Source organism: Nocardioides euryhalodurans (genome assembly GCF_004564375.1).
Lineage (GTDB): Bacteria > Actinomycetota > Actinomycetes > Propionibacteriales > Nocardioidaceae > Nocardioides > Nocardioides euryhalodurans.
This window is the reverse complement of record NZ_CP038267.1, coordinates 2,711,643-2,728,292: the sequence shown is the minus strand read 5'-3', so window position 1 is coordinate 2,728,292 and position 16,650 is coordinate 2,711,643. Positions and strand designations below refer to the sequence as shown.

Genomic DNA, 16,650 nt, shown 5'->3' with positions numbered 1-16,650 from the left:
ACGCTGCGGGTCAGCCCGTGGCGGCGAGGCGGGCCGGAGCGGGACGCCGCGCCGGGACCGGCAGCCCGTAGTGGTCGCGCAGCGTCGAGCCGGTGTACTCGCGGCGGAAGAGCCCGCGCTCCTGGAGGATCGGGACCACGTGGTCGACGAACGCCTCGAGGCCCGACGGCAGCACGGCCGGCATCACGTTGAAGCCGTCTGCAGCACCGGCGCCGACCCACTCCCCGATCGTGTCCGCGACCTGCTCCGGGGTGCCGACGAAGGCGCGGTGCCCCCGCCCGCTCCCCAGCCGAAGCAGCAGCTCGCGGACCGTGAGCCGGTCGCGACGCGCCATCGCCACGGTCAGCTCGTAGCGCGCCTTGTTGCCCTGCTGCTCGGCAACCGGCCGGATGTCGTCCGGGAGCGGCGCGTCGAGGTCGAGCTCCTCGACCGGGATGCCGACATCGGCGGCGAGCTGCCGGAGCGGGTGGTCGAGGACCACGAGCTCGTCCAGCCGGCGCTCCAGCTCCCGCGCCTCGGCCTCTGTGCCGCCGAGGACGGGCACCAGGCCCGGCAGGATCCGGAGGTGCTGGGGGTCGCGGCCGGCAGCCGCCGTCGCGTCCTTGAGCTTCCGGTAGAACGCCCGGCCCTCCTCCAGGGTCGGCTGCGCGGTGAAGACAGCCTCGGCGTACGCCGCCGCCAGCGCGACGCCGGGGCCGGAGGAGCCGGCCTGGACGATGACCGGCCGACCCTGCGGGCTGCGTCCGACGTTGAGCGGGCCGGCGACGGAGAAGTGCTCACCGACGTGCTCGAGCGGCTGGATCCGGTCCGGATCGGCCCAGACCCCGCGCTCCCGGTCCGCCACCACCGCGTCGTCCTGCCAGGTGTCCCAGAGTCCCAGCACGGCCTCGAGGAACTCGGTCGCGCGGGCGTAGCGCTGGTCGTGGCTCGGCGGCTCCGCCCAGCCGAAGTTGGCCCCCGCCCGCAGGTCGGCCGACGTGACCACGTTCCAGCCCGCGCGACCGCCGCTGAGCGCGTCCAGCGACGCGAACGTCCGGGCCAGGTTGTAGGGCTCCTCGTACGTCGTCGAGGCCGTGGCGACCAGCCCGATGCGCTCGGTGGCCACCGCCATCGCCGCCAGCAGGATCGCCGGCTCGAGGGCCTCGGCGGGACGCCGCGCGACGTCGGTCATGATCGAGGGGCTGTCGGCGAAGAACACCGAGTCGAGCCGGCCCCGTTCGGCGGTGCGGGCGAGCTCCTGGAAGTAGCGGGCGTCGCGGGTGACGGTCGGGTCGGCCCCCGGCAGCCGCCAGGAGGCCTCGTGGTGCCCCGTGCTCATCAGGAAGGCGTTGAGGGTGATCGACGTGCTCATGGTCCAGCTCCTGTCGTGGTCGGTGGATGGTCAGGCACGCCAGCGGGAGAACCGGCGCTCCAGCGCGACCAGTCCGTAGTTGACCGCCAGGCCCAGCAGGGTGGTGGTCAGGATCGCGGCGTACATCTGCGGGATGAGGAAGTTGTTGTTGGAGTAGTTGATGAGGAAGCCGATGCCCACGGTCGCGCCGATCATCTCGGCGGCGATCAGCACCAGGATCGCGGCGGCGCCGGAGATCCGGATGCCCGTGAAGATCGTGGGCACCGCCGCCGGGAAGACGACCTTGCGGAAGGTCTCCACCGAGGACAGGCCGAGCACCCGCGCCGTCCGGAGCAGCTGGACGTCCACGGCGGCCACGCCCGCGATCGTGCTGAGCAGGATCGGGAAGAAGCACGCGAACAGCACGATCGCGATCTTGGACGTCTCGCCGATCCCGAAGACCAGCATGAAGACCGGCAGCAGCGCGAGGGCCGCGGTGTTGCGGAACGCCTCCAGCACCGGCGTGAGCAGCTGGCGCACGGGGGTGTACCACGCGATCGCGGCCCCGAGCGGGATCGCGGTCGCGACCGCGAGGCCGAACCCGGCAGCGGAGCGCACGAGGCTGGCACTGATGTGCTCCCACAGCTTTCCGGACTCGACCAGCCGGCCCATCGCACCGAGGACCTCGGAGAGCGGGGAGACGAAGTTCGGGTCCAGCAGGCCCCACCGGGGAGCGAGCTCCCAGACGGCGGCGAGCAGCACGACACCGGCGAGCCCTCGCCAGACGCGGGTCAGGTTGCCGCGCGACGGCGTGTGGCGCACCCGCGCCGCCTCCTCCTGGCGGGGGTTGGGTCGCGCCTCGGTCCTCTCGGTCAGCAGGTCAGGCAACGCGCTCGACCTCCTCGAGGCGGGCCCGCTGCCCGGCGCTGCGCAGCAGCGTCCAGATCTCGTGACGGTGGTGGGCGAACTCCGGGGCCGAGCGGATGTCCTGACGGGTGTCGTGCCGGTCCAGGGCGATGTCGACCACCGCGCTGACCCGGCCCGGGCGGCCGCTCATGACCGCGACCCGCTGGCCGAGGAAGACGGCCTCCTCGATGTCGTGGGTGATGAAGACGACCGTGGTCCCGGTCTCGCGCCAGATGCCGATCAGCTCCTCCTGCAGGTGCTCGCGCGTCTGGGCGTCGAGGGCACCGAAGGGCTCGTCCATCAGCAGGACCTGCGGCCCGTGGGAGAGGCTGCGGGCGATCGCCACCCGCTGCTTCATGCCGCCGGAGAGCTCGTGCGGGTAGCGCGTCGCGAAGTCGGAGAGCCCGACCAGGTCGAGGTACTCCCTCGCCCGGTCGGCCCGCTCGCGGCGGTCCATCCCTCCGGCGGCCTCGAGCGCCAGCTCGACGTTGCCCTGGGCGGTCCGCCAGGGCAGCAGGGTGTACTGCTGGAAGACGACGCTGCGGTCCAGGCCCGGCCCGGTCACCGGCTGGCCACCGACGAGCACCCGGCCGCTGGTCGGGATCGTGAGCCCCGCGACCAGGTCGAGCACCGTCGACTTGCCGCACCCGCTCGGGCCGACCACGCACACCATCTCTCCCGGGTCGACCCGGAGGTCGAGGCCCTCGAGCGCCACGAACTCCTCCGGCCGACCGTCCACGTCGCTGCGGACGCGGAAGACCTGCCCCACGTCCTCCAGCTCAATGCTGCTGCTCATCGGTTGCTCCTCTCCCCCGCTGCGGGGTTGAACTCGTTGGTGTACAGATCCGGGATGCTGAGGTCGTCGACGTCGATCTGGCCCTCCGCCTCGAGCCAGTCGGTCCAGAGCTCGAAGTCCTCGTCGCGGAGGACGCCTCCGGGCGTGGCGATGCCGTTGCCCTGCCAGGACTCCAGGACGGGGAGCTCGTCCGACCGTCCGTGCTCCTCCAGCCACCGCGCGAAGACCTGTCGGGTCTCCGCGAGCGAGTGCGCCTGCTCGAAGCGGATCGCCCGGACCAGCACCCCGACCAGGGTGCGGGTCAGCTCCGGGTGCGCCTCGATGAAGGAGTCGCGCAGGACGTACGAGCCGCCGTTGTAGTCACCCACGAGGTCGACGTCCCTGACCAGCGATCGGAGGTTGCCGTGCTTCATGGCGAAGTCACGGGCCGCGCCGTTCATGAGCGCGGCGTCGACCTGCCCCTCACGCAGGGCAGCCTCCTGGTTGATGCCCGGGAGCGGGACCAGGGCCACGTCGTCGATCTCGTCCTGGGTCAGCCCCTCCTGGGCGAACCAGGTGTCGAGGATCGCCTCGGCGTTGGCGCCGAGGGTGTTGACCGCGACCTTCCCGCCGATCAGGTCGCGGGCGTCGTCCAGGCCGCCGTCGTCGAGCGTGACCACGTCGAAGGTCCGGCCCTCCGCACGGTTGGAGCCGTACGTCGCGGCGACGGCCGTCAGGTCCACCCCGGTGGAGACGACGCGGGCCGTCGCACCCTGGAACGGCCCGACCCCCAGGTCGGTCTGGTCGGTGGCGACCGAGCGCAGGATCTCCGGCCCGCCCGCCACCGGGCCCTCGTAGTCGAGCTCGATCCCCGTGCCCTCGAGGTAGCCGAGCGCGTCGGCGAGCTCGAGGTGGTTCATCAACCCGGGGCCCGAGTGGTACCGGATGGTCATGGCCTGCTCGGTCGGTCGTTCGCCGGGCGCTCCCAGCGCCTGGCACCCCGTCAGCAGCCCCAGGCACAGCACGGCGGCCACCAGCCAGGGGGGTCTGGCACGCGACATCCCCGTCTCCCTTCTCAATCTCTACTGAATCTGTAGAGATACTAGAGAAAGAATCCGGGAATGCACGCACCGGGTCGGCGTGTGACGCGCCACAGTCGGCGCCGGGAACGACGACGCGCGGCCACCCGCACCGACCGCCGGTCGCTCAGGACCGAGTGGGTGCGGATGGCCGCGCGTGGCGGCGCAGCCTCAGAAGAGCAGTGCGGAGGCGGGGTCCTCGAGGATCCCGGCCACGTCCGCGAGGAACCGCGAACCCTTCTCGCCGTCGATGTGACGGTGGTCGAACGAGAGCGCCAGCGTGGTGAGCTGGCGGATCCCCAGCTCGTCCTCGCCGGTGGGGCCGGTCACGACCCACGGCTGCTTGCGGACGGCGCCGAAGCACAGGATCGCCGACTCGCCGGGGTTGATGATCGGCGTCCCGGCGTCCACACCGAAGACCCCGACGTTCGTGATCGTGAAGGTGCCGCCGCTCATCTCGGCAGGCTGCGTCCTCCCCTCGCGGGCGGTGGCGGTCAGCTGGTTGAGCGCACCGGCCAGCTCGAGGAGGCCGAGCTGGTCGGCATCCTTGACGTTCGGCACGACCAGCCCACGGGGGGTGGCCGCAGCGATGCCGAGGTTGACGTAGGACTTGTAGACGACCTCCTGGGCTGCCTCGTCCCAGAACGAGTTGATCTCCGGCGTACGACGCATCGCGAGCATCACCGCCCGCGAGAGCACCAGCAGCGGGCTGACCTTGACGTCGCGGAACTCCCGACGCGCCTTGAGCCGGTCGACGAACTCCATCGTGCGGGTGACGTCGACGGTGATCCACTCGGTGACGTGGGGGCTGGTGAAGGCCGACTGGCTCATCGCCTGGGCCATCATCTTGCGGACGCCCTTGATCGGCTCGCGGGTCTCACGCTCGCCGCTGCTGCGCGGCGCCGGGACCACGGTGGACGGGCCGGTCTCGGCCTGGACGGGGGCGCCGGCCGCAGCCTCGACGTCGCTCCGCGTGATCACCCCGCCCGCACCCGAGCCGGACAGCGTGGCCAGGTCGACCCCGAGGTCCTTGGCGAGCTTGCGGACCGGCGGCTTGGCCAGCACCCGCGCCTCCTCCTGCGACCGCGCGGGAACGAGCGCCTCGGCGGGCTCGGACCGGTGCCGCGCGGAGGTCGCCGGGACCGGCTCCTCGTCCGCGGCCACGACCTCGTCGGAGCGGGCGCCACCGGGGGCGAACGCCCCCTGCAGCTGCAGCTGGGCGTTGGCCCCGGCCTCGGAGGCCGGCGTCACGGGGCCCTTGCGGGCCCGGCGTACGGGTCCGCGGTCCGCCTTGTTGCGGCCGACCAGGCTCTCGCCCTCCCCGCCACCGCTCGCGGCGGGGTTGGAGAGGTCGATCTCCAGCTCGGCGGCCTCCTTGGCGGCAGCCTTCTCGGCCATCCCGAGGTACGGGTCGGACTCGGTCTGCGGGGTCGGGACCGCCTCCGAAGGATCACCGATCGCGATGATCGGCGTCCCGACCGGGACCATCTCGCCCTCCGCGACCATCAGCCGCTGGACGGTGCCGGCAAACGGCGAGGGCAGCTCGACCAGGGACTTCGCGGTCTCGATCTCGACGATGATCTCGTTGATCCCGACAGTGTCGCCCTCCTTGACCTTCCAGGAGACGATCTCGGCCTCGGTGAGGCCCTCACCGACATCGGGCAGCTTGAACTCGGCCATCAGAACTCCAGGCTCCTGTCCACGGCGTCGAGGACCCGGTCGAGGTCGGGGAGGTAGTCCTCCTCGATCCGCGACGCGGGGTAGGGGGTGTCGAAGCCGCCGACGCGGAGCACCGGCGCCTCCAGGGAGTAGAAGCACTCCTCGGTGATCCGGGCGGCCACCTCGGAACCCATGCCGAGGTTGACGTGGGCCTCGTGGGTGATGACCGCACGGCCGGTCCGGCGCACGGACTCCAGGACCGGCGCCATGTCGAGCGGGCTGAGCGTCCGCAGGTCGATCACCTCGAGGCTCTTGCCCTCACCGGCAGCCGCCTCCGCGGCGGACAGCGCGGTCTTGACGGTCGGGCCGTACGCCAGCACCGTCACGTCGCTGCCCTGCCGGACCACCCGGCTGCTGAAGAGCGGCTCGGGGGTGGCGGTCTCGTCGAGCTCGGCCTTGTCGGCGTGGTACTGGCGCTTCGGCTCGAGGAAGATGACCGGGTCGTCGGAGGCGATCGCCTGCTGGATCATCCAGTAGCCGTCGATCGGGTTGGAGCAGGCGACGACCTTGAGGCCGGGTGTGTGCGCGAACTGCGCCTCCGGGCTCTCGGAGTGGTGCTCGACCGCGCCGATGCCGCCACCGAAGGGGATCCGGATGACCATCGGGATCTTGTACCTGCCCTTGGAGCGGTAGTGCATCTTCGCGACCTGGCACACGATCTGGTCGTACGCCGGGTAGACGAACCCGTCGAACTGGATCTCGACGACCGGTCGGTAGCCGCGCAGCGCCATGCCGATGGCGGTGCCGACGATGCCGGACTCGGCCAGCGGCGAGTCGATGACGCGGTCCTCACCGAAGTCCTTCTGCAGGCCGTCGGTGATCCGGAAGACTCCGCCGAGCTTGCCGACGTCCTCACCCATGAGCAGGACCTTGGGGTCGTCCTCCATCGCCTTGCGCAGGCCCATGTTGAGGCCCTTGGCGAGCGTGATCTTCTGCGTGCCCATCAGTGGTGGCCCCCCTCGAAGGTCTCGAGGTACGACGCGAAGCCCTCGCGCTGGACGCGCAGCTCCTCGGTCTCCTCGGCGTAGACGTGGTCGAACATGTCCATCGGCTTCGGGTCGGGCAGTGCCTTGCACCCCTCGCGCAGGTGGTGTCCGAGCTCGTCGGCCTCCTGCTTGAGCTCGTCGACGAACGCGTCGTCGACCAGGCCGTTGCGGCGGAGGTAGACCTCGAGCCGCGCGATCGGGTCCTTGAGCTTCCAGTGCTCGACGTCGTCGTTGAGCCGGTAGCGGGTCGGGTCGTCGGTCGTGGTGTGCGCGCCCATCCGGTAGGTGTAGGCCTCGACGAAGGTCGGGCCCTGCCCCTCACGGGCGCGCTGCAGGGCGGCCTGCGTGACGGCGTACGTCGCGAGGACGTCGTTGCCGTCGACGCGGACGCCCGGGAAGCCGAAGCCGAGCGCGCGCTGGTAGAGCGGGATCCGCGACTGGCGCTCGATCGGCTCGGAGATCGCCCACTGGTTGTTCTGGCAGAAGAAGACGACCGGCGCGTTGTAGGAGGCGGCGAAGATGAACGCCTCGTTGACGTCACCCTGGCTGGAGGCACCGTCGCCGAAGTGGGCGATCACGGCCGCGTCGCGGTCGGGGTCACCGGTGCCGACGTCGCCGTCGCGCTGGATGCCCATCGCGTAGCCCGTGGCGTGCAGCGCCTGGGCGCCGATCACGATCGTGTAGAGGCCGAAGTTGTTCTCGTTGGGGTCCCAGGCGCCGTGGTCGACACCGCGGAAGAGGCCCAGCAGGTTGAGCGGGTCGACGCCCTTGCAGTAGGCGACGCCGTGCTCGCGGTAGGTCGGGAAGACGAAGTCCTGCTTCTTCAGGGCCCGGCCGGCGCCGATCTGCGCGGCCTCCTGGCCGAGCAGCTGCGCCCAGATGCCGAGCTCGCCGTGCCGCTGGAGCGCGGTGGCCTCGGTGTCGATGCGCCGGGTGAGCACCATGTCGCGGTAGAAGCCGCGCAGCTGCTCGGCACTGAAGTCGAGGTCGAGCTCCGGGTGGTGGACGCGCTCGCCCTCCGGCGTCAGCAGCTGGATGAGGTCGGGGCCGCCGTCGCGCTGGGAAGGACCGAAGACCTCCACCAGGTCGGGGCCGAATCCTGCCGTGGTCACAGGCACTCCTTTTCAGGTCACCGGCACTCGCGGGGTCTCCGCTCTCGCCGAGCTGGGCGTCGTGCTTCCGCTTGTGACGGGGGACACAACGTGTGCGTCCCAACGTACCGGCGCGGCCGGTCGAGCCGCCAACCGAGGTGTGCCCCGTTGTCCCTGTCGGTCGGGACATCCGGCCCGGCACCGTCCTTCCACACCACCTGGAAAGGAACCACCGTGAGCACCCACGTCACCACCCAGAACCTGGCCCGCGCGGACGTCGCCGACGACGCACCGGCCCCCACCGAGCGCCGTACGGGGTCGCGGGGCTGGGCCCTGGCCGGCATCGGCGCCGGCATCTGCGGCATCGGCACCATCGTCTTCTCCGGCATGGTCGACGCGATCTACGACCCGGCGCTGGTGGGAGACCCCGCCGGCATCACCGCGAAGCTGGCGACCCAGACCGGCGCGATGTACGCCTTCCACACCTTCACGACCGTCGGGGCGGTGCTGCTGGTCGTCTTCGCCGCCGGGCTCCACCGCCGGCTCCGGGCCGCCCTGCCCGACTCGGCGATCCCCACGGTGGCGCTGGGCGGCCTGCTCGGCACCGCGGTCGTCTCGATCATGGGCAGCGGCCTGGACACCGAGTTCATGATGGGCGTCACCGAGCCGGACCTGGTCCAGGACGCCAACGCCGCGATGTTCAACCACTGGATCGGCACCATCCCGTGGTTGTGGACGCTGGCCGGGCTGGCCGGCCTCGCCCTGTGGGCGACCTTCCGCCGGGGCGGCGTGCCGCGCTGGATCGGCATCGTCGGCCTCGTGCTCGGCGGCCTCACCGTGCTGCTCGGCGTCTCGCCGGCGCAGTACATGGCCGGCATGACCGGGCCGCTGTGGCTGCTCGTCACCGCGATCGGCTTCACCGTCGGCGACCGGGCCCACCGGGCGTGACCACCGCGGGCCCCGCGCCCACCGACGACGTCGATCCGTCCCTGCGAGGGGCGGGTCGGCGTCGTCGTGTCCCGGCACGACCGCCCTCCGCGCGCCACAATGTCGCGGTGACCACAGCACGGGGGCGCCGTTGGGCAGCGGTCGGCCTCGCCTCGCTCACCGTGACGGCGTTCGTGCTGACGGTCGTCCTCGACACGCTCGAGCCCGTCGGCGGCGAGCCGTTCCCCCTGGCGCCCGACCCGGGCTGGGTCTTCGCGGCCAACGGCGTCGTCCTGGGCGCGCTCGCCCTGGTCGTGCTCCACCACGACCCTCGTCACGGCTTCGGCTGGGCGCTGTCGTGGCTCGGGCTGTTCTGGGCGCTCGACGGCCTCGCCCAGGCGTACGTCAGGGTCGGCCTGTCCGCTGACGAGGCGTGGCCGGGGATGACGTTCGCGCTGTGGTTCCTGCTGCGGTTCACGTCGTTCCTGCCGGTCACCATCGCCGCACTGCTGCTGATCTTCCCCACCGGCCGCTTCCTGCCCGGACGGTGGGGCCTGGCCGGCAAGGTCAGCCTGGCGCTGCTGTGCGGCATCTGCGTGCTGGTGATCGTGGCGCCGGCGACGGGCTTCCTGGACGTGGCGGTCCCGCCCGGGGTCGACCTGGAGCCGACGACGGTCCCGGTCTCGCCGGGCATCGGCAGCACCGTCGCCGGCGGCGTCCGCGTCCTCGCGGTGCTGCTGTTCCTGGTCCCCATGGCGACCGTCGTGGTCCGCTACCGGCGGGCCACCGGCGTCGAGCGCGACCGGATGCGCTGGCTGCTGTGGGCCGTCGTGGTGATGGCGCTGACCATCCTGCTGACGACCGTGGTCCGGGTGCCGCAGCTGGAGCACCTGGTGACCTTCGTGATCATGGTGCTGCCGGCCGGGGCGATGACGGTGGCGATCGTGCGCCCCGACCTGGTCCCCATCGACGACCTCTTCGGCACCACCCTCGTCTACGGCTCGCTGTCGGTGATCGTCGTCGGTGTCGACCTCGCCGTGCTGGCGGGCGTCACCGAGCTCCTCGGCGACGCCCTGGCCCAGCAGCAGGTCGTGCTGCTGGTGCTGCTCCTCTCGGCGCTGCTCTACGCACCGCTGCGCGACCGGCTGTGGCGGGGCGTACGCCGGCTCGTGCTCGGCGAGCGCGACAACCCCTACGACGTGGTGGCCGGCTTGGCCTCGACGCTCGAGACCACCGGCGACGGGGCGGACCAGCTCGCCGCGGTGGCCCGCGCGGTCGCGACGGCCTTCGGGGTCCCCTACGTCCGGGTGGAGGTCGACCGTGGCGGCGGGGAGCGGCTGATCGCCACCCACGGCACGGCCCCGGCCGAGACCCGGACGCTGCCCATCACCTACCGCGGCGACGCCGTCGGGCGGCTGGTGCTGCCGGCGCGCGGGCTGCGGAGCCGGCTCTCGCGGCGCGACGAGCAGCTGCTCGGCGACCTGGTGCGGCAGGCCGCCACGGCGGTCCGTACCGGCCGGCTCGCCGCCGAGCTGCAGGAGAGCCGGGAGCGGCTCGTCGTGGCGCGCGAGGAGGAGCGGCGACGGATCCGGCGGGACCTCCACGACGGGCTGGGGCCGGCGCTGAGCGGGGTCGTCTTCCGGCTCGAGTCGGCCCGGCTCCTCGTCGAGCGCGACCCGGCCGCGGCGGCCGACCACATCGAGGCGACCAGCGAGCACGTCCAGGAGGTCGTGGCCGACGTACGCCGGCTGGTGCACGACCTGCGGCCTCCCGCCCTGGACGACCGCGGGCTGGTCGGCGCGCTCAGCCAGCTCGGGGAGCGGGTCGCCACCGGGGGGCTGGCGGTGCGGGTCGAGGCCACCGACCTCGGGCCGCTGCCCGCAGCGGTCGAGGTGGCGGCGTACCGGATCGCCGGCGAGGCGCTCACCAACGTCGCCCGCCACGCCCACGCCTCGCTCTGCGTGGTCGGTCTCGCGGTCACCGACGGCGACCTCGTCGTCGAGGTGGTCGACGACGGTCGGGGCATCCCGGCCGACGCCGAGGCCGGGGTCGGCCTGGTGTCGCTGCGCGAGCGGGCCGCCGAGCTCGGCGGGAACAGCGAGGTCACCTGTCCTCCCGGCGGCGGCACCGTCGTCCGGGCCCGGCTACCGATGGGGAGCAGCACGTGAACGACGAGACGCCACCCGTCCGCGTGGTCGTGGCCGACGACCACCAGATCGTCCGCGACGGACTGGTCGCGCTGCTCGGGGCGCTCGACGGCCTCGAGGTCGTCGGCACCGCGGCGGACGGGCGCGACGCCGTCCACGTGGTCGGGGAGACCCGGCCCGACGTGGTGGTGATGGACATCCAGATGCCGCACCTCGACGGGATCGAGGCGACCCGCTTCATCACCGGCGCGCACCCCGACGTCCGGGTCGTGATGCTCACGATGAACGAGGACGACGAGACCGTGCTCAGCGCGATCCGGGCCGGCGCGTCGGGCTACCTGCTCAAGGGCTCGGGTGCGAGCGAGGTGCTGCGGGCGGTGGAGGCCGCCGCGGCCGGGGGGATGGTGTTCGGTGCCTCCCTGGCCGGGCGGGTGGCGACGTACCTCGCCGGCGGCGGCCCGGCCCCTGCCGAGCACCCCTTCCCCGACCTGACCGAGCGCGAGCGCACGGTCCTCGACCTGCTCGCCGCGGGCCGGACCAACGACCAGATCGCCCGCGAGACCTACGTGTCGAACAAGACGGTCCGCAACACGGTGTCCTCGATCTACGCCAAGCTCCACGCCGCCGGCCGGGCCGAGGCGATCATCAAGGCGCGCGAGGCCGGGCTGGGCCAGGAGCGATAGCTGACCGCGAAGATCATCGTCCTCGGTCTCCAGGTGATGATTTCTGCGGTCAGCTATCGGGAGGGTCACGCTGGAGCACCGGCCGGAGGGTGTCGAGCACCCCGGCGTCCTCGATGGTGCTCGGGACGGCCGCGTCCTTGCCGTCGGCGATCTCGCGCATCGTCTTGCGCAGGACCTTGCCGCTGCGGGTCTTGGGCAAGCCGTCGACGACCGCGACCTCGCGGAAGGACGCGACGGCGCCGATCTCGTCGCGCACCATCTGCACCAGCTCGGCGCGCAGCGTGTCGGGATCGGCCTCGGCACCGGCCTTGAGCACGACGAACCCGCGCGGCAGCTGGCCCTTCATCGGGTCGGCGACCCCGATCACCGCGCACTCCGCGACGGCGGGGTGCTGGGCGATCACCGCCTCCATGCTCCCGGTCGAGAGCCGGTGTCCGGCGACGTTGATGACGTCGTCGGTGCGACCCATGACGTAGAGGTAGCCGTCGGTGTCGACGTAGCCGCCGTCGCCGGAGAGGTAGTGCCCCTCGAAGGCCGAGAGGTACGACGCCACGAACCGCTCGTCGTCGTTCCACAGCGTCGGCAGCGCGCCCGGCGGCAGCGGCAGCCTCAGGCAGATCGCCCCCTCGGTCCCGGGGGCGACCTCGTCGCCGTGCTCGTCGAGGATCCGGACGTCCCAGCCCGGCACCGGCACCGACGGCGACCCGGGCTTGATCTCCAGCGGCTCGAGCCCGCGCAGGTTGGCCGCGATCGCCCAACCGGTCTCGGTCTGCCACCAGTGGTCGACCACGGGCACGCCCAGGGTGTCGGTGGCCCACTGCCAGGTGTCGGGGTCCAGCCGCTCGCCGGCGAGGAAGAGCGTCTCCAGCGACGAGGTGTCGTACGACGCCAGCTGCGCTGCCTCCGGGTCCTCCTTCTTGATCGCCCGGAACGCGGTCGGCGCGGTGAAGAGCGCCTTGACGCCGTGGTCCTCGACCACCCGCCAGAAGGCGCCCGCGTCGGGCGTGCCGACCGGCTTGCCCTCGTAGAGCACGGTCGTCGCCCCGGCGATGAGCGGCGCGTAGACGATGTAGGAGTGGCCGACCACCCAGCCGACGTCGGAGGCGGTCCACCAGACGTCGCCCGCCGCCACGCCGTAGATGTTGGGGAGCGACCAGGCCATCGCGACCGCGTGACCGCCGTTGTCGCGCACGACGCCCTTGGGCTTGCCGGTCGTCCCGGACGTGTAGAGGACGTAGAGCGGGTCGGTGGCCCTCACCTCCACGCAGGCGGCGGGGCTGGCCCGGCCGGCACGCATGACGACGTCCCAGTCGAGGTCGCGCCCCTCCTGCATCGAGGCCGCCACCTGCGGGCGCTGCTTGAGCACGACCGCGTCCGGCTGGTGCGTCGCGAGCTCGAGCGCGCGGTCGACGTACGGCTTGTACTCGACGACGCGGCTCGGCTCGATCCCGCAGCTGGCGGTGACCACGACCTTCGGCTGCGCGTCGTCGATGCGCACCGCCAGCTCCTGGGGGGCGAAGCCACCGAAGACGACGCTGTGCACCGCCCCGATCCGGGCGCACGCCAGCATCGCGACGACGGCCTCCGGGATCATCGGCAGGTAGATCACCACCCGGTCGCCGTGGCCGACCCCGAGCGCCTGCAGCACCCCGCCGAAGGCCGCGACCTCCTCCAGCAGCCTGGCGTACGTGAAGGTCTGCTTCGTGCCTGTGACGGCGGAGTCGTGGATCAGCGCGACGCGCTCCGCGTGGCCCGCGGCGACGTGGCGGTCCAGGGCGTTGAAGCAGGTGTTGAGGGTGCCGTCGGGGAACCAGCGGTGGAAGGGCGGGTTGCTCGAGTCGAGCACCTGCCGGGGGCGCTGGATCCAGTCGACCAGCCCGGCCTGCTCGCCCCAGAACCCCTCGGGGTCGGAGATCGATCGCTCGTACGTCGCCCGGTAGTCACCCATGGCGCCACCCTGCCGCGAACCGCCCGTGCCGTCCACGCCGCGCCACGGCCGTGTCGCCGAGCGCGGCCGGGTGTGCGGTCAGTGGACCTCGCCGAGGTGCTCGTGCTCCTGGTGGCGCATCGGCTCGACCTGGAAGGTGGCGTGGTCGACGCCGAAGTCGCTGGCCGCGCACGCCGAGAGCCGGTCCAGGATCGCGCCGACCCCCTCCGCCGCCAGGGCCTCGTCGGTCACCCGGACGTGGGCGCTGACGCTCGGGATGCCGCTGGTGATCGTCCACGCGTGCAGGTCGTGGACGTCGACGACGCCCGGCACCGCGCACAGCCGGCGCTCGAGCTCGGCGAGGTCGAGGTCCTTGGGGGCGATCTCGAGCAGGACCACGGCCGAGTCGCGCAGCAGCGAGAGCGAGCGCGGCAGGATCAGCACCGCGATCAGCAGGCTGGCGATCGGGTCGGCACGGTCGAAGCCGGTCAGCCAGATGACCACGCCCGCGAGCAACGCCAGCACCGAGCCGACGAGGTCGGCGAAGACCTCGGCGGTGGCGCCGCGCAGGTTGAGGTTGTCGCTGCCCGACCGCTGCAGCACCAGCAGCGAGACGCCGCTGGCCAGTGCCGCCACGCCCGCGAAGAGCACCATCGGCCCGCCCTCGACCGGCTGGGGGTCCAGCAGCCGGGAGACGCCGGCCCAGGCGAGGTAGGCGCACACGACCAGCAGCACCGCCGCGTTGAGCAGCGCGGCGAGGATCTCCGCACGGTGCCAGCCGAAGGTCGAGCGGGGCCCGGCCGGGCGGGTGGCGACGTACGACGCCCCGAGCGCGAGCACCAGCGCGGCGACGTCGGTCGCCATGTGGGCGGCGTCGGCCAGCAGCGCCAGCGAGCCGGCGTACCAGGCGCCCACCAGCTCGACCACCAGCACCGAGCCGGTGACCGCCAGGACCAGCCTGAGCCGGGCCCGGTCCTCGGCCCGTCCGGCGGCGTGGCCGTGCCCGTGGCCCATGGTCCCGGGTCCTCAGCCCCGGCCGTGGGGCGTCAGCCAGACGTCCGGGTCGGGGCCGGCGGGGACGACTCCGGTGGGGTTCACGTCACTCTGGACGCGGTAGTAGTGCGCCTTGATCTGGTCGAAGTCGGTGTTGTCGCCGAACCCGGGCGTCTGGAACAGGTCGCGCGCGTAGCCCCACAGGTGCGGCAGCTCGGTCAGCTTCTGCCGGTTGCACTTGAAGTGGCCGTGGTAGACCGCGTCGAAGCGGGCCAGCGTGGTGAAGAGGCGTACGTCGGCCTCGGTGATCGTGTCGCCCATGAGGTAGCGCCGGCCGGCCAGCCGCTCCTCGAGCCAGTCCATCGCGTCCCACAGCCGACGGTAGGCCTTCTCGTAGGCCCCCTGCGTGCCGGCGAAGCCGCAGCGGTAGACGCCGTTGTTGACCTCGGTGAAGACGTGCTGCATGACGTCCTCCATCTCCTCCCGGACCGCGGCGGGCCACAGGTCGGGAGCGTCCTCGCGGTGGTGGTCGGACCACTCGAAGAAGAAGTCGTGGGTGATCCACGGGAAGTCGTTGGTCACCAGCTGCCCGCTGGGGACGTCGACCATCGCCGGCACCGTGATGCCCCGGGGGTAGTCGGGGAACCGGGCGACGTAGGCCTCCCGCAGCTGCTCGATGCCGAGCACCGGGTCGCGGCCACCCTCGTCGAGCTCGAAGGTCCAGCTGTCCTCGTCGTGGACCGGGCCGGGCATGCCGAGCGAGATGACGTCCTCGAGGCCGAGCAGCTGCCGGACGATGATCGCGCGGGTCGCCCACGGGCACGCCTTCGCCGCCACCAGCCGGTAGCGCCCGGGCTCGACCGGCCAGCCGTCACGGCCGTCGCGCGTGATCCGGTCCGGGACGTAGTTCATGTCCCGGTTGAAGTGGTCCTTCTCGACGTACGGCATGGGGCAAGCCTACGGGCGCGGGGCGCCCGGCCCGCGAGGACCGGAGCGGCTCAGCGGGGAAAGCGGCGGGCCAGCTCGACGACCCGGTCGTTGGCCTCCGGCTCCCCGATCGAGACGCGCGCTCCCTCACCGGCGAACGGCCGGACCACGATGCCGAGCTCGTCGGCGACGACCGCGAAGTCGGCCGTCCGGTCCCCCAGCTCGAACCACACGAAGTTGCCCTGGGCCTCGGGGACGTCCCAGCCCACCTCCCGCAGACCCGCCACCAGCCGCTCGCGCTCGGCGACCAGCGCGGCCACCCGCTCGAGCAGCGCCTCCTCGGCCGCCAGCGAGGCGACGGCCGCCGCCTGGGCCACGCTCGAGACGCCGAAGGGCAGCGACACGGCGCGCAGCGCGGTGGCGACCGGCTCGGGCCCGACGGCGTACCCCACCCGGAAGCCGGCCAGGCCGTAGGCCTTGGAGAAGGTCCGGGTCAGCAGCACGTTGTCGTGGCTGCGGTACGTCGCGATGCCGTCGATCGGGTCGGAGGAACGGACGAACTCGACGTACGCCTCGTCGACCACGACCAGGACGTGGGGCGGGACCTTCGCGAGGAAGGCGTCGAGCTCCGCCTGCGTCACGGCAGGACCGGTCGGGTTGTTGGGGGTGCAGACCAGCACCACCCGGGTCCGGTCGGTGACCGCCGCCGCCATCGCGTCGAGGTCGTGACGACCGTCGGCCAGCACCGGCACCCGGACCGAGGTCGCCGCGGCAGCGGTGACGGCGATGGGGTACGCCTCGAAGGAGCGCCAGGCGTAGACGACCTCGTCGCCGGGCTCGCAGAACGCCTGCACGAGCTGGTAGATCAGCGCGACCGAGCCGGTGGCCAGGGCGAGGTGCTCGCGGGGGACCTCGAGCCGCGCGGCGAGGGCGTCGTAGAGCTCGCTGCTGCCCATGTCGGGGTAGCGGTTCATGCGGGCCGCGGCCTCGGTGGCGGCCTCGACGACCCCGGGCAGCGGCGGGTAGGGGTTCTCGTTGGAGGAGAGCTTGAAGACCGTCAGGCCCTCCCGCGGCCGGGGCGGCTTGCCCGCGACGTAGGCGGGGATGGCGGCGACGGTGGGGCGGGGCTGCGGTCCGGTCATGAGCCGCAGGCTAGTGCC

The 16,650-nt window shown here is 72.5% G+C and carries 14 protein-coding genes; 3 read left to right on the top strand and 11 right to left on the bottom strand.

Features of this window, described 5'->3' with window-relative positions; translation table 11 throughout:
- Positions 1–10 precede the first annotated feature (10 nt).
- The 7 genes from EXE57_RS13075 to pdhA form a co-directional block, all read right to left on the bottom strand.
- Positions 11–1,351, bottom strand: coding sequence for an LLM class flavin-dependent oxidoreductase (locus tag EXE57_RS13075; RefSeq protein WP_135078171.1), 1,341 nt, complete (start codon positions 1,349–1,351; stop codon positions 11–13).
- Between the two features lie 30 nt (positions 1,352–1,381).
- The gene (locus EXE57_RS13070) at positions 1,382–2,218 is read right to left on the bottom strand and encodes an ABC transporter permease (RefSeq protein ID WP_208542848.1); all 837 of its coding nucleotides are present in this window, start codon (positions 2,216–2,218) and stop codon (positions 1,382–1,384) included.
- A complete protein-coding gene (locus EXE57_RS13065) occupies positions 2,211–3,032 on the bottom strand; it encodes an ABC transporter ATP-binding protein (protein ID WP_135078169.1) in 822 nt (273 codons plus the stop codon). Before EXE57_RS13065 ends, EXE57_RS13070 begins: the two co-directional genes overlap by 8 nt.
- The gene (locus EXE57_RS13060) at positions 3,029–4,072 is read right to left on the bottom strand and encodes an ABC transporter substrate-binding protein (protein WP_135078167.1); all 1,044 of its coding nucleotides are present in this window, start codon (positions 4,070–4,072) and stop codon (positions 3,029–3,031) included. The genes EXE57_RS13065 and EXE57_RS13060 overlap by 4 nt, the downstream gene beginning before the upstream one ends.
- Positions 4,073–4,261: 189 nt before the next feature.
- Positions 4,262–5,770, bottom strand: coding sequence for a dihydrolipoamide acetyltransferase family protein (locus tag EXE57_RS13055; RefSeq protein WP_135078165.1), 1,509 nt, complete (start codon positions 5,768–5,770; stop codon positions 4,262–4,264).
- Entirely contained in the window at positions 5,770–6,753 is a 984-nt protein-coding gene (locus EXE57_RS13050) for an alpha-ketoacid dehydrogenase subunit beta (protein WP_135078163.1), read from the bottom strand. The genes EXE57_RS13055 and EXE57_RS13050 overlap by 1 nt, the downstream gene beginning before the upstream one ends.
- A complete protein-coding gene (gene pdhA, locus EXE57_RS13045) occupies positions 6,753–7,913 on the bottom strand; it encodes a pyruvate dehydrogenase (acetyl-transferring) E1 component subunit alpha (protein ID WP_135078161.1) in 1,161 nt (386 codons plus the stop codon). Before pdhA ends, EXE57_RS13050 begins: the two co-directional genes overlap by 1 nt.
- Before the next feature lie 207 nt (positions 7,914–8,120).
- Here pdhA and EXE57_RS13040 point away from each other — a divergent pair, with 207 nt between their 5' ends.
- The 3 genes from EXE57_RS13040 to EXE57_RS13030 all read left to right on the top strand — a co-directional run bounded on the left by EXE57_RS13040 (position 8,121) and on the right by EXE57_RS13030 (position 11,643).
- Positions 8,121–8,834, top strand: a complete 714-nt coding sequence (locus EXE57_RS13040) for a hypothetical protein (RefSeq protein ID WP_135078159.1) — start codon at positions 8,121–8,123, stop codon at positions 8,832–8,834.
- Positions 8,835–8,941: 107 nt separating this feature from the next.
- Positions 8,942–10,981 (top strand): histidine kinase, encoded by a 2,040-nt coding sequence (locus EXE57_RS13035; RefSeq protein WP_135078157.1) that lies wholly within the window; start codon positions 8,942–8,944, stop codon positions 10,979–10,981.
- The gene (locus EXE57_RS13030; protein WP_135078155.1) at positions 10,978–11,643 is read left to right on the top strand and encodes a response regulator transcription factor; all 666 of its coding nucleotides are present in this window, start codon (positions 10,978–10,980) and stop codon (positions 11,641–11,643) included. The genes EXE57_RS13035 and EXE57_RS13030 overlap by 4 nt, the downstream gene beginning before the upstream one ends.
- 49 nt (positions 11,644–11,692) lie before the next feature.
- On the opposite strand, the gene EXE57_RS13025 is transcribed toward EXE57_RS13030, so the two are convergent.
- The 4 genes from EXE57_RS13025 to hisC form a co-directional block, all read right to left on the bottom strand.
- Entirely contained in the window at positions 11,693–13,591 is a 1,899-nt protein-coding gene (locus EXE57_RS13025) for a propionyl-CoA synthetase (protein ID WP_135078153.1), read from the bottom strand.
- Positions 13,592–13,669: 78 nt separating this feature from the next.
- On the bottom strand, positions 13,670–14,584 hold the full coding sequence (locus tag EXE57_RS13020; protein WP_135078150.1) for a cation diffusion facilitator family transporter: 915 nt from the start codon (positions 14,582–14,584) through the stop codon (positions 13,670–13,672).
- Positions 14,585–14,596: 12 nt separating this feature from the next.
- A complete protein-coding gene (locus tag EXE57_RS13015; protein WP_135078148.1) occupies positions 14,597–15,511 on the bottom strand; it encodes a glutathione S-transferase family protein in 915 nt (304 codons plus the stop codon).
- A 50-nt stretch (positions 15,512–15,561) separates the two neighbouring features.
- A complete protein-coding gene (gene hisC, locus EXE57_RS13010) occupies positions 15,562–16,632 on the bottom strand; it encodes a histidinol-phosphate transaminase (protein ID WP_135078146.1) in 1,071 nt (356 codons plus the stop codon).
- Positions 16,633–16,650 lie beyond the last annotated feature (18 nt).